The sequence below is a fragment of the Natronorubrum aibiense genome (genome assembly GCF_009392895.1).
Lineage (GTDB): Archaea > Halobacteriota > Halobacteria > Halobacteriales > Natrialbaceae > Natronorubrum > Natronorubrum aibiense.
Map to the genome: position 1 here is coordinate 2,228,316 of NZ_CP045488.1, position 13,605 is coordinate 2,241,920.

At 65.0% G+C, this 13,605-nt stretch carries 10 protein-coding genes; 7 read left to right on the top strand and 3 right to left on the bottom strand.

Annotated features, from left to right (window positions below):
* Positions 1 to 36 precede the first annotated feature (36 nt).
* Positions 37 to 207 carry a hypothetical protein gene (locus GCU68_RS21325; RefSeq protein ID WP_168927089.1) on the top strand — a complete coding sequence of 57 codons (171 nt, stop codon included), beginning with the start codon at positions 37 to 39 and terminating at the stop codon, positions 205 to 207.
* Here GCU68_RS21325 and GCU68_RS10930 read toward each other — a convergent pair whose 3' ends face one another.
* From GCU68_RS10930 to cobN, 3 genes are read right to left on the bottom strand one after another with little or no spacing between them, the layout of a single operon-like run.
* Positions 208 to 1,047 carry a cobalt-precorrin-7 (C(5))-methyltransferase gene (locus GCU68_RS10930; protein WP_152941552.1) on the bottom strand — a complete coding sequence of 280 codons (840 nt, stop codon included), beginning with the start codon at positions 1,045 to 1,047 and terminating at the stop codon, positions 208 to 210.
* The gene (locus GCU68_RS10935; protein WP_152941554.1) at positions 1,047 to 1,808 is read right to left on the bottom strand and encodes a precorrin-8X methylmutase; all 762 of its coding nucleotides are present in this window, start codon (positions 1,806 to 1,808) and stop codon (positions 1,047 to 1,049) included. Before GCU68_RS10935 ends, GCU68_RS10930 begins: the two co-directional genes overlap by 1 nt.
* Positions 1,801 to 5,739, bottom strand: coding sequence for a cobaltochelatase subunit CobN (gene cobN / locus GCU68_RS10940; RefSeq protein WP_152941556.1), 3,939 nt, complete (start codon positions 5,737 to 5,739; stop codon positions 1,801 to 1,803). Before cobN ends, GCU68_RS10935 begins: the two co-directional genes overlap by 8 nt.
* Before the next feature lie 34 nt (positions 5,740 to 5,773).
* Between cobN and GCU68_RS10945 the strand changes: the two genes are divergently transcribed.
* The 6 genes from GCU68_RS10945 to GCU68_RS10970 all read left to right on the top strand — a co-directional run bounded on the left by GCU68_RS10945 (position 5,774) and on the right by GCU68_RS10970 (position 13,527).
* Positions 5,774 to 7,936: a VWA domain-containing protein gene (locus GCU68_RS10945; RefSeq protein ID WP_152941558.1), complete on the top strand. Its 2,163-nt coding sequence runs from the start codon at positions 5,774 to 5,776 to the stop codon at positions 7,934 to 7,936.
* A 90-nt stretch (positions 7,937 to 8,026) separates the two neighbouring features.
* Entirely contained in the window at positions 8,027 to 9,649 is a 1,623-nt protein-coding gene (locus tag GCU68_RS10950) for a uracil-xanthine permease family protein (protein ID WP_152941560.1), read from the top strand.
* A gap of 85 nt (positions 9,650 to 9,734) precedes the next feature.
* On the top strand, positions 9,735 to 10,559 hold the full coding sequence (locus tag GCU68_RS10955) for an alpha/beta fold hydrolase (RefSeq protein WP_152941562.1): 825 nt from the start codon (positions 9,735 to 9,737) through the stop codon (positions 10,557 to 10,559).
* Positions 10,560 to 10,706: 147 nt separating this feature from the next.
* Positions 10,707 to 11,372: a MaoC family dehydratase gene (locus GCU68_RS10960; RefSeq protein WP_152941564.1), complete on the top strand. Its 666-nt coding sequence runs from the start codon at positions 10,707 to 10,709 to the stop codon at positions 11,370 to 11,372.
* A gap of 109 nt (positions 11,373 to 11,481) precedes the next feature.
* Positions 11,482 to 11,679: a hypothetical protein gene (locus GCU68_RS10965; RefSeq protein ID WP_152941566.1), complete on the top strand. Its 198-nt coding sequence runs from the start codon at positions 11,482 to 11,484 to the stop codon at positions 11,677 to 11,679.
* Positions 11,680 to 12,075: 396 nt separating this feature from the next.
* Positions 12,076 to 13,527 (top strand): heme o synthase, encoded by a 1,452-nt coding sequence (locus GCU68_RS10970; protein ID WP_152941568.1) that lies wholly within the window; start codon positions 12,076 to 12,078, stop codon positions 13,525 to 13,527.
* The last annotated feature ends 78 nt before the right edge of the window (positions 13,528 to 13,605 follow it).

The window sequence follows — 13,605 nt, forward strand, 5'->3', positions numbered from 1 at the left end:
ACCGATCGAATCGGGTACGACCGGTCCCCGATTTCCATGACCGACGAACCCACGTCCCTGACCGACCACCACCTTCGAGAGGCGCTTCGACACCTCAAGGAAGCCCAAAACGGCGACCTCCGGAAGACGAACGCGATCGCGCTCGAGCAGGTCTCGAACACGGTCTCGATGGTGCTACGTGAGCACAGCGAAGACGGCCAGCGATAGTTAGACCGGCTGTCGCACCGCGAGAACGATCAGATCGGAAAACGGTGTGTCTTCTTTCCCACTGCCGCCAGCGTGCTCGGATAGCGCTGCGAGCGTAAAGCGGTGAATTTGCTCGTCTTCGTGGGTTAGCTTCTCGAGTACCAGCGCCTCGAGATCCGGCTCGGCCCCCTCTTCGAGCAGGAACTGGGCGATATCGCCGGGCATCCGATCGTAGGGTCGCGGAAGCACGAGAAGATGGCGTTCGTCCGCCGTCACGGCGGTTGCGAGTCGGTCCATGTCCGCCTCGAGGTCGCCGCTTTTGTGCAGCGTGACGAACTCGGTGTCCTCCATCGGCGTTCGGGCGCGGCTGGCGGCCAACTGGATCGAAGAGATGCCGGGGACGACGCGTATCGGCGTCTCTGGATCCGAACCGTTCACCGCATCCTGACGAGCCTGCGAGTCAGGGCTCGTGGAAGCGCGTTCCACGGCGTCCTGAACCTTCCCGACGAACTGATACCCTGAGTGGTTGGGATCGCCCATCGCGACCGCAGTGCCCGACTCGCCGGCGGCGACCCGGTCGGCGAACTCCTCGAGCGCCTCGGCTTCGTCTTTGTAGCCACAGGTCAGCAAGTTGGCGTCGGTGAGGTCCTCGACGAACTCGACGACCGTGGTGAAGCCGACGACGACGTCGGCCTCGCGGATCGCGCGTTCGCCTCGCGGCGTGAGATACTCCTGATTGCCCGGCCCAACGCCGACGGCGTAGACCGGCTCATCCGTCGCGTCCTCGATGTCCGGCTCCGGCGTTGCCGCGGCGAACGTCGCCGGATCCGGCCCCGACTCGAGATCGTACTCGTCGCTCATCACTCGCCCTCCGTCGGGTGGCCGCCGGATCGAGCCGCTCGCGTTTCGGCGTCGATATCCAACTCGAGGTCGTCCGTCCGGACGTCTTTCGCAACGTGGATCAGCTCGTTCGTCAGCGCGGCCGCGAGGCCGCTGCCGCCGCGACGGCCGACGTTGGTGATCGCCGGCACGTCGTATTCCTCGCTGACCTCGCGAATCCGTTGGCGGCTCTCCTCGGCCTTGACGAAGCCGACGGGGGTCGCAACGATCACCGCGGGGCGCGTGCCGTTCTCGATGCAGTCCGCGAGCGCGAACGCGGCCGTCGGGGCGTTGCCGATCACGGCGATCGAACCGTCGTAGACGCCCTGTTTGTCGAGTTCGAGCACCGAGGCTGCGGTTCGGGTCATCCCCGTTTCCTTTGCCAGTTCGGCCCCGTTGCCGATCGCCTTGCGCTTCTCGCAGTTGTGGCCGCGGCCGGTGATCCCGGCTTTCGACATCGTGATATCGGTGACGATGGTCGCCTCCTCGAGGATGGCCCGCGCGCCGGCGCGAACTGGTGCGTCCTTGTCGTCGCCGAGGTCGTCGCCGCCGGTAAACTCGATCAGATGCTGGAACTCGATGTCGCCCATCGAGTGGACAGACTTCTGTCGAATCCGGTCGGCCAGCGTCTCGTCGGGCACGAACTGCCGGACGATGTCCATGCTTGTCTCCGCGATATCCATCGCCTTCTGCGTGGTCGCGCCCAGATCGGCGTACTCGTCCTCGAACTCGTGCTCAGTCATCGTTGGTCACCTTCATCGTCGGGTTGGTCGTCCGCACCTCGAGATCTCCCTCGACCTCGAGGTTCAGATCGCGCAGCCGGTCGACCGTCTCGTCGTCGGCGTCCCAGAGATCGCGTTCGATGGCCTCGAGCAGCGTGTCTGTGATGGACTCGAGCGCCCACGGATTGACCTCGCGCATCCACTCTTGTCGGTCCTCGTCGAAAGCGAACTTCGCGGCGACTTCCTCCCACAGTGTATCCGAGACGACGCCGGTGGTCGCGTCCCAGCCCAGCGTCACGTCGACCGTCGTCGAGAGGTCTCCCGCACCCTTGTAGCCGTGTTCCTCCATCGACTCGAGCCAGTCGGGGTTGAGCACGCGAGCGCGCATCGCTTTGCGGACTTTCTCCTCGTTCGTGTAGACCGAGACGTTGTCCGGGTCCGAGGAGTCGCCGACGTAGGAGGCGGGCTCCTCACCCGATATCTCCGACACCGCGGAAATGAACCCGCCGTGGAAGGCGTACCAGTCCGAGGAGTCGAACTCGTCCTGTTCCATCGTGTCCTCGATCTTTACGGTGGCGTCGACGCTCGAGAGTCGCCGTTCGAAGGCGTCGTGGGCGTCCGATACCCGACCGCGCGACCCCATCGCATAGCCGCCCCACTGGACGTAGACGCTCGCGAGATCCGAGCGGTCGTCCCAGTTGCCCTCATCAACGGCCTTGTTCGTGCCGGCTCCGTAGCCGCCGGGTTTCGTCGTGAACACGCGGTGTTTCGCCGCTTTTCGAGCCTCTTTCTCGTCCAGTCCGTCGTCCTCGAGGTCGGCCTGCTCTTCCTCGACGTGTTTCTTCACGTAGTTCATCTCGTGGGGTTCGTCGAGGTCGACTACGGCATCGACGGCGTCGTGGATGACACCCGCCGCGGCAGGGAACGCATCCCGGAACAGCCCGGAGACGCGCGTGGTGACGTCGATTCTGGGTCGATCGAGTTCCTCGAGTGGGATCGGCTCGACGTCGTCGATGCGACCGGCGTCAGTCCACTGGGGTTCGACACCCATCATCGCGAGCACCTGTGCGATCGTCTCGCCGCGGGTGCGTACTGTGGGGGTCCCCCACGCCACGACGCCGATTTCCTCGGGATATTCGTCGTTTTCGTTGTAGTGGCGCTCGAGGACGCCCTCGGCGACCTCGCTTCCGACCTGCCAGGCGGCCTTCGCTGGCACCTTGCGCGGATCGAGCGTGTAGAAGTTTCGGGCCGTGGGCAGTAAGTCGACGCCACCACGGGTCGGCGCGCCCGATCCACCCGGCGGGACGTACTCGCCTGATAACGCGTCCGCAGTTCGCGGGATCTCGTCTTCGGCCCCCTGCACGCGGGGCTGGGCCTCCTCGCAGATGTACGCGAGGGCCTTCCGGAGGTCGTCGTGGGCCCCCGGCTTCGCCCGCGCGTCGCCGATCGTCTCGAGGTCGACGATCAGGAGGTTGATGTTGACCTCACCGTCAGACTTCGTTTGACGAGCCTCGTCCTCGCGGCGCTCGGACGAGACGTCATCGGCCCCCATCTCTCGTTCCGAGACGGGGACGTCGAACTCGTTCGCCGCCAGTGTCTCGATCAGGTCGACGCTGGTCTCGTAGACCACGTCAGCAGCCTCGGCGTAGGTCATGCCGAGCGCGTCGTCGTACTCGCCCGGCGACTCGAGCATCGTTTCGTAGTCGACGCCCAGCGCGCCCGCCACGCTCTCGCGCAGGCTCGGCGCGCCGGGATTCTCGAGGCGGGTCAGCGCGACGAGATACTCCACGAGGCGCTCGCCTTCTGGCGGCTCGGACATCGTATGGAGCCCGAGTCGGATCTGGGTCGTTTTGACGTCGGTGAGATACTCGTGAATCCGTTCGACGAGGTCGTCGATCTCGAGTTCATCGCCCTCGACGATGCCTTCAGCGAGCGTCGAGCCGGCCTCGTCGGGGCCGCGGACGTCGGCTTTCTCGTCGATGGTGCCCGCGATTCCGAGTTCGACCGCGAGATCCAATTCCTCGACTTTCTCACGCATGAGATCCTCGAGGTGTTCGCCGTCGTCGGCGCGGGCGTCTTCCATCCCGGCCTCGCGGTACTGGTTGGCCAGTTCCTCGAGTTCGGATAGTTCGTCGTACGTGCCGGCGTTTCGCATGACTGGCGTGAGGTAGTCGACGATGGCGGCATAGGAGCGCCGCTTGGCCTGGGTTCCCTCGCCGGGGTTGTTGACGATGTAGGGGTAGACGTTCGGAACGTCGTCGATCAGCTGATCCGGCGCGCTTGCGCCGTTGAGTCCGACCGTTTTGCCGGGGAGCCACTCGAGGCTGCCGTGGGTTCCGAGGTGGACGACCGCGTCGGCCTCGAACTCGTTTCGGAGCCAGCCGTAGAAGGCGTAGTAGTCGTGGGGTGGCTGCAGGTCCGAGTCGTGGTAGACTTTCGAGGGGTCCATCCCGAACCCGCGCGGGGGCTGGACGGTGACGAGCACGTTGCCGAACTCGACGCCCGGAATCGCGAACGGACGGTCGGGAACCTCGCCCCACTCCTCGAGAACGTTCTCCTGAAATCGCTCGTCGGCGTCCGAGAACCACTGCGCGTAGGTATCTGCGGAAACCACGTCGACCGACAGGTCGCGGACGTCTTCCGGGGCGACCCAGCGATCCTCGAGGGTGAGCTGGGCGGTCAGTTTTTCGACGAGCGTCTGCCCGTCCTCGGGCATGTCGTCGCCCAGCTCGTAGCCGCGGGCCTCGAGTTCGGAGAGCAGGTTCACGGTCGACTCGGGCGAATCGAGCCCGAACGCGGTCCCGATCCCGTCGTCGCTCGGCGGGTAGTTGTGGAGGACGACTGCAACTCGCTTGTCCTCGTTGGGGGTGTGTCGTAGTTGTGCCCAGTTGACCGCCAACCGCGTGGCGTGGTCGATCCGGTCGTCGATCGGGAAGTGATGTTTCGGCGCGCTGCCGATGCCGGCCTCGTCGTCGGTGCGCTCTTTGCCCGAGATGGGGTGCGTGATGACGTTGCCGTCGAACTCCGGCAGCGCCACAGAGAGGGCGAGTTCGAAGCCCATCACGCCCGTATCGCCGGATTCGTACCGCGAGCGCGAGCGCATCGTGGTCACGGTCTGGAGCACGGGAACGCCCAGTCGGTCGAGGAAGACGTCCTCTGCGCTCGAGCCCTCATCACTCGCACTGCGGCCGCGCTCGTCCATCGAGAGCGAGAACATAAACGAAGAGAGCACGGCGTCGACGATCGGCTCGCCCGCGTCGTCTATCAGCCACGTGTCGGTCACCCACTCGGCGTCTTCCTGTTCGTTCGTGTCCGTCGCCGGATTACAGAAAATCGGCAAGGCGTTCGCGCCCTGCTCCTCGAGCGCCCGGACCTGTGCGTCGACGTAGCGGGTGTTCTCGTGGGTCCAGTGGGACTCGTAGAACCAGACCGCGACCGTCGGCTTGTCGTGGTCGTGGGTCTCGAGCAGTTCTTCGTACTCGATTCCCGGATAGTCGGGGTGGTAGACGCCCTCCGTCGGGAGGGCCGTCGGCTCGTCGTAGTCGACGTCGCGGCCCTCGTACTCGGATACGAGGAAGCGACACAGGTTCGCGACGTTGATCGTCCCGCCTTTTTCGAGGTACTCGTAGGCGCGGTCGCGATGGGCCGCACTGACCGTCGTGTCCTCGACGGCGTAGGCGTCGCCGGTCGCCTTGACGATCAGGGGAACCCCCGCCTCCTCGAGCGTGCCCGTCGCGTACTCGTAGCCCGGCATGCTGTCTTCGGCCCCGTGCAGCCAGAAGACGGCTGCCGTGGCGTCGCGCAATTCCTCGACGAACTCCTCGATATCGGCCTCGCTTTCGAGGTCGCTTTCCGAGCGGACGACCAGCTCGACGTCCTCGAGACGCTCGGCAGCCCGGCCGATCGAGCCGAGTTCGTTCTCCGTCGCGGTGTAAATCCCGATCCGTGCCATCGCGTTTTTAAACCTCTATTGTATTAGAGCAAGTATGGTTGCAGACGCTGGGGACAAAAAGTTATCGTCACTTCCCTTTCCGGCGATCGTCGGGCAAGCGGAACTCAAACGCGTGTTGCTCGCCGTCGCGACGGACGACGGACTCGACGGCGCACTGATTTCCGGCGAGAAAGGCACCGCGAAGTCGACCGCTGTCCGTGGGCTCGTCGAGTTGCTGCCCGAGCAGCGAGCCGTCGCCGACTGCCTCTACGGCTGTGCGCCCGACGACTCGAGCCGGCAGTGTGCGGACTGTCGAGAGCGCGACCCCGCGGACCTGCCGGTCGAAACGCGTCCCGTTCCGCTCGTGACCCTGCCACTGGGGGCGACTCGAGACCGCGTCGTTGGCACGCTCTCGGTCGAGGATGCACTGGCTGGTGAGGCCGACTTCGACCCCGGCCTGCTGGCGCGTGCGAACCGCGGCATCCTCTACGTCGACGAAGTCAACTTGCTCGACGATCACCTCGTGGACGTCATCCTCGATGCGGCCGCAAGCGGCGTCAACAGCGTCGAACGCGACGGAATCAGTCGTTCTCATCCGGCCGACTTCACCCTTATCGGCACGATGAACCCCGAGGAAGGCGACCTCCGTCCCCAGTTGCGCGATCGCTTCGCCCTCCAGGCGACCGTCGAGGGCTGTCAGGACCTCGAGGACCGCGTCGAGATCATCGACCGCGCGCTCGGGGACGGCGACGGGACCGACCTCCGGAGCGAGTACGCCGACGAGACGGCGTCGCTTCGCGACGAACTCGCTGCGGCCCGCGAGCGCCGCTCGAACGTCACCCTCCCCGACGAGTTCAAAACGGAGATCGCCGAGCTCTGTCTCGCCGCCGGCGTCGACGGCCACCGCGGCGACGTCGCGACGGCTCGGACCGCCATGACACTTGCCGCGCTCGAGGGGCGGACGACAGTCATCGAGTCGGATGTCCACGAAGCTGCCCGCTACGCCCTGCCCCACCGGCTGCGGAGCACGCCGTTCGAAGACGAGCCGGAATTCGAGGACGTCCTCGAGGATCGCTTCGACGAGGGGGAGCCGGACGAGGGCGAGGGTGACGAGGCAGGCGACGAGAGTGAGGCCGACGGAGACGGTGAGACGGGAAACGAATCCGGCGGCGAAGATCGTAGCGACCACGACGACGCCGATTTGGGGCCCGAAGACGGGTCCGATGGCGGTGGTGACGACGGCCGCTCCGACGACAATAGCGGCGCAGCTGGTGACGAGCCGTCACCCGCCGACACTGGTCCTGAGGAGGGTGGCGACGGCGACGAGACTGCCGACTCGAGCGACCGAGAATCGGAGGACGGCGACAGCGAGGACGAGGCCCAGCCGCTCGTGCCCGGCCAGCAACGGACCGAAATCACCGCCGTCGGCGAGGCTCGAGCACCCGAGCTCGAGTCGCCGGACGTCGAGCGCCGGACCACAACGGACGTGGGTGGCTCGCGCGCGAGTACGACACCGAGCGTCGACAACCGTGGGGCACGCGTCCGGACGGAACCTGCCTCGAGCGACGGGGCTATCGACGCGGCGGCGTCGGTCCGGTCGGCCGCCGCCCGCGGGAGTTCGCGCGTCGAAAACGTGGATCTCCGGCAGTCGGTTCGAGCCGGCGAGACATCGGTGACGATCGTCTTCGCCGTCGACGCCAGCGCCTCGATGCGACCCGCGATGGAGACCGCCAAAGGCGTCGTCCTCGAACTGCTGCGGGAGAGCTACCAGCAGCGCGATCAGGTCGCCTTCGTCGCCTTCGCGGGCGACGGTGCCGAGGTCCTCCTGCCCCCGACCGACAGCGTCTCGCTCGCCGCCCGTCACTTGAAAGAGCTCCCGACGGGCGATCGGACGCCACTTCCGGCGGGGATCGAGACCTCGAGACGGGTGCTCGAGCGCGCGGAGACGGACGCGTCGGTCGTCGTCCTCGTGACGGACGGCCGGGCCAACGTCGCCGACGGGAGCCCGACGGCTTCGACGCGGCAGGCCGCACGCAGGCTCGCGGCCGACGGGGCTACAGTCCTCGTCGTCGACGCCGGCGACGACAGCCGAGCCGGTCTCTCGAAACTGGTCGCGGACGAAGCGGACGGCGAACTGGTCGATCTCGAGTCGCTGTCGATCGAGACGGTTCGGACAGCGGCGAATCGAGCCGCCGCGGACGAGTCGTCGTGTCAGTGAGAGGTATGGAATCGTCCTTCGTTATGGCGTGACAGCGCCGGTGTGGATCAATACGCCTTTGACTCCCCTCGCTCGTTATCCGACGAGTCTATGACTACCGAGGGGGACAAACAGGGACAGCGGGACGCTGGCGGTGGTGTCGACCGCGACGTTAGCGACCATATCGAGTACGGAATCGACGACCGACCGCCGCTGGGTGAATCGACGGTGCTCGGCATCCAGCACTATCTGACAATGGTCGGTGCGAACATCGCGGTGCCGCTGATTCTGGCGAGTGAAATGGGAATGCCGGCAGACGTGACTGCACGGTTTATCGGTACGTTCTTCGTCGTTTCGGGGATCGCGACGCTCGCGCAGACGACGTTCGGGAACCGATATCCGATCGTGCAGGGGGCGCCGTTCTCGATGCTCGCGCCCGCACTGGCGATCATCGCCGTCGTCACTGCCGGTGGCGTGGGGGGCGGAAGTGACTGGCAAACCGCGCTGTTACAACTACAGGGCGCGATCATCGTTGCCGCGACCGTTCAGGTCTTGATGGGCTATTTCGGGCTCGTCGGCAAACTCCAGCGGTTTCTCTCGCCCGTCGTCATCGCGCCGACGATCGCGCTGATCGGACTGGCGCTGTTCAACGCACCACAGATCACGACGGCAGACCAGAGCTGGTGGCTGCTCGGACTGACGCTCGCCCTCATTATCCTGTTCTCACAGTATCTCGACCTCAAACACAAGGCGTTCCGGTTGTATCCGGTTTTGCTCGCGATCGCGATCGCCTGGATCGTCGCCGCAACGCTGTCGATCACCGGCGTCCTCGGGAGTGGCCACCCGGGATACGTCCCGCTCGGTGACGTCACCGAGACGTCCGCCGTCCTGCCGATCTACCCATTCCAGTGGGGCGTTCCCGAGTTCACGACCGCGTTCGTCATCGGGATGTTCGCCGGCGTGCTCGCCTCCATCGTCGAGAGCATCGGCGACTACTACGCCGTCGCGAATCTGACCGGCTCTGGCGCACCCAGCGAGAAACGCATCAACCACGGCATCGGGATGGAGGGGCTGATGAACGTCTTCTCGGGAATTATGGGAACCGGTGGCTCGACGTCGTACTCCGAAAACATCGGTGCGATCGGACTCACCGGCGTCGCCTCCCGCTATGTCGTCAAGATCGGCGCGGCCGTCATGCTCGTCGTCGGCTTCATCGGCTACTTCGGACAGCTGATCGCGACGATCCCCGACCCGATCGTCGGCGGCCTCTTCATCGCGATGTTCGCCCAGATCGTCGCCGTCGGCATCAGCAATCTCAAACACGTCGATCTCGACTCCTCGAGGAACGTCTTCGTCATCGGCTTCGCGCTGTTCGTCGGGTTGGCCATCCCCGAGTACATGGCCAACTTCGCCTCGACGCTCGAGTTCCGCGATGCGGTCGCACTCGAGGCGACACTCGCGCCGCTGCTCGAGGCGGACGCGATCGCCGGCACCGCAATCGCGATTTCGCTCGAGGCGGCGATTCAGGCGTTCGTCGACACGGTGTTCATCATCGGCTCGACGGGGATGGCCGTCGGCGGACTCGCCGCGCTCGTCCTCGACAACACGATTCCGGGCAGCCGCGAGGAACGCGGCCTCGCCGAGTGGGATCGCCTCACCGAAGACGACGCCGACTTCCAGACGTTCTGGGAGCGCTGGGTCGGCTCCGACGCGGACACCGACCACCGGAGCTGATCGCGTCGAACCCGTTTTCGGACCGTTTTCTCGCAGTGTATGCAACCCGTCGACCTATATGGCCAGCGCCCGACGAACAGTAACAATGGCAACACTTCCGCTCGAGGACGGCACACTCTGGTACGAGACCCACGGTGACGGCCAGCCGCTGGTGTTCATCCACGGTGGCTGGATGAACGGACAAGCCTGGACTCCACAGGTCGAGCGCTTCGCCGACGAGTATCAGGTGGTTACCCTCGACGTTCGCGGCCACGGCAAGACTGGGGCGACCGAACCCAGCCAGTATTCGATCGAGCTGTTTACCGACGACCTCGAGGCGCTTCTCGCCCACCTCGACCTCGAGGCGCCGATCCTCTGTGGACTCTCACTCGGCTCGATGGTTACACAGGAGTTCCTCGATCGGCATCCCGACCGCGCAGCGGGTGCCGTCCTCGGCGGGGCGGTTCGCTCGATGCCGCCCATGGATCTCCCACCGGGGATGAAACCGCTCCTGTCGCCGATGCCGGCGCTGACGACGTCGCTGTCGATGATGGGGCCGGAGACGATGTTCCGATCGTTGCTGCTGTCGATTCAGGCGACGACCGGCGAGCAGTGGCTGTCGATCGATCCGTCGGTGCGAGCAACGGCGCTGGACGCCGTCGGCGAAATCTCTCGAGACGAGTTCCGGAAGGTCTTCGGCGCACTCTACCGGTACGAACCGTCCGAGCTCACTCACGTCGAAACCCCGGCGCTCGTCATCCACGGCGAGCAGGAAGCGCCGCTGGTCAAACGACAGGGCCGACAACTCGTCTCGGAACTCGCTGCAGGTGAACGGCTCGAGCTCTCGAACTCGGGCCATCTGGTGAATCAGGATCGGCCGAACGCGTTCAACGCGGCGACCGCGTCGTTTCTCGAGCCGACAGCGCAGTAGTGGAGGTGAGAACATGACGAACAGAGACAGTCACGACTCGCCAGCCAACAGGATTTGGCACCGAGCGAAAGACGTTCGCGTGCAAACAGCTATCATGCACCAGCCCAATAGACCAATCGGTACGCCACCGACAGATCCCATACACTTATGAGCAGCAATCGTCCGGAGTCCGACACCGCTGACAGCACGGTCCCATCGAACGAGCACTGGTCGAGCGTTTCCAAACACGTCGTCAACAGCTATCTCGAGGCCAACAACGCGCTCCTCGCAGCGATGGGGCTCTCGCCGTCGAGTGATCGACATACGGGAACGCTCACCGCACGACACAGCCCCGAGACTGCGGAGGCACCGATCACGGAACTCGCCTTCGGCGACGAGTCGTGGCTGATGGAGCGGTCGGTCGACGACTACGACGACCTCGATGTCGGCGAGTACGTCCGGTTTACCAAGACGATCGACGACACCGACGTCTCTGCGTTCGCCCACATTTCCGGCGACACGAACCAACTGCACCTGGTAGAGTCGTTTGCCGAACAGACCCAGTTCGGCGGTCGGATCGCCCACGGCACCCTCGTCGCCGGCACGATCAGTGCTGCGCTGGCTCGCTTTCCCGGCCTGACGATCTATCTCTCCCAGGACCTCGAGTTTCGGGCCCCGGTCGAGGTCGGCACGGCAGTCACCGCCACCTGTGAAATCGTCGAGGAACTTGGCGAGACGCGATACCGCCTCCACACGTCAGTGGAGACCGACGAAGCGGTAACGGTGATCGACGGCGAAGCGATCGTCGTCATCAAATCGCCACCGGAACACTGATCGACAGCCGTCGACGGGACGGGTCGTCGGTGAGAACGACTACGACATCGACGACTACCAAATCACCGTGGAAGAACCGTGATGCCGGTCCATCTCGTACTCGTCGGCAATGAGTCGATCAGAACCCCACTCGCGGATCGTTGCAGTGTGTCGCGCTTGCGACTCGGTATACGTCGCCGAACAACATCCCAACGGAACGATCAGACCAATCGGCGTCTCGGAGGAGTGTACCTGCGGTGACGGGGATTTCCAGCGCGTCACCGTGCCGAACGATGCTGACCCGACGGCTGCGCGCTCGTCGAACTGAGTCGTTGTCGGACGATTGGACGGCGTACGTGACTCTCGAGCGGCCGTCCGCTATCTCCCCCGTTGCTCCCGTCACCACACACCGACACCACGCTCATCTTTCGACCGTAATCATGGCAGGCAATCGATGATCTTCGCCGTCCCAAACTATGTGGGGTGTGAGACTTTCCCTCAGTACAACGTCTTTCGACCGACGGGTGATCCAGAGGCGCCCCCTCTGGCCCCGTTATACACGAGTGACCGTCGATTGACGGTCACTCGTGGACATCCTCCTGTCGAAACTGTCCCAGGACAGCGACGACTTCGCTGTCGTCGTTCCAGCGACCGGACGACGAGACGGGCACCAAAAACGGGAATCATAAATACGGGGAGTCGTACGATTTAGACGAGAATAGCCGTGGCAACCGAATCTTCGCCGTTTCCCCGTCCGATCGGCACTCGACAACGATTTTCTGCGCTCCTCGCAGCGACTGCACTCGGTGTCTACGTGCTGTTGATCATCGGTGCAACGACGTCGCTTACGGATGCAGCCTCGGCGTGTTCGACGTGGCCGACCTGTCACGCACCGACCGATCCGCTGAGCCAGACCGAACTCGCGATCGCCTGGGGACATCGGCTCGCCGCGGTTCTCGTCGGCCTCCTCGTCGCCGCGACGGCCGTCGCCGCCGTCTTTGGTGACGTCTCGAGTCGCGTTCGAGGGATCCTCCTCGCTGGCGGCGTCCTCTACATCGTGCAAGTCGGCGTCGGCGGCGTCACGGCCATCGCCGGTCCCGCCGCGATCGCCCCCGGACTCCACCTCGTGCTCGGACTTGTGATCTTCACATTGGTCGTCCTCGCGCTCGCGTGGGACCTCGAGCTCGCAACCGGTGGTGAAGACGAGATGATCGACGTCCCCGAACCGCTCGAACCTGAACCGGTCGGCGACGGCACGGCAGCCACGAAGCGCTCGCTTCCCGACGGCGGCCTCGCTCGAGTTCGACTCACCGCGTTTGCGTACTTCAAGATGATGAAGCCGCGGCTGATGTGGCTGCTCTGTCTCGTGGCCGCCGCGGGGATGGCACTCGCCGCTGGCCCGGAGTTGACGCCCCGGGTCATCGTTGCCACGCTCGGCGGCGGCGTCCTCTCGATCGGTGCCTCGGGGACGTTCAACCACGTCCTCGAGCGCGATGTCGACCAGCGGATGTCCCGGACTGCGGATCGGCCGCTGGCGACCGACCTAATTCCAGTTCGCAACGCACTGGCGTTCGGTGGCCTGTTGACGGCTGCCTCGCTCGGTGTCTTCCTGACGATTAACCGGCTCGCGGCCGCGCTCGGCCTCGCCGCAATCGTCTTCTACAGCGTCGTCTATACGCTGTTGCTCAAGCCGAACACGGTCCAAAACACCGTTATCGGCGGCCTCGCGGGCGCTCTGCCGGCGCTCATCGGCTGGGCTGCCGTGACAAACGAGATCGGAATGCCCGCACTCGCGCTGGCGGGTGTGATCTTCCTCTGGACGCCGGCACACTTCTACAACCTCGCGCTGGCATACAAGGACGACTACGCCCGCGGTGGCTTCCCGATGATGCCCGTCGTTCGCGGTGAGACGACAACCCGGAAACACATCCTCTACTACATCGCGGCGACACTCGTCAGCACGGTTGCACTCGCCTGGATCGCCGAGCTCGGCGTGCTCTATGCGGCGACAGTCGCGATCTTCGGGGGGATCTTCCTCTGGGCGGCGATCGTGCTTCACTTCGAGCAGACCGAGGACGCGGCGTTCCGATCGTTTCACGCCTCCAACGCCTTCCTCGGAGCCGTGCTCGTCGCGATTCTCGTCGACGCGCTCGTGCTCTCCGTCTCGCTGTTCTGACCGACGTTGTTTCGATCGCTATCGACATCGTACTCGCCGCCGAACCGCACCGCCTAACAGTGGTGCGGCCGTACTGCC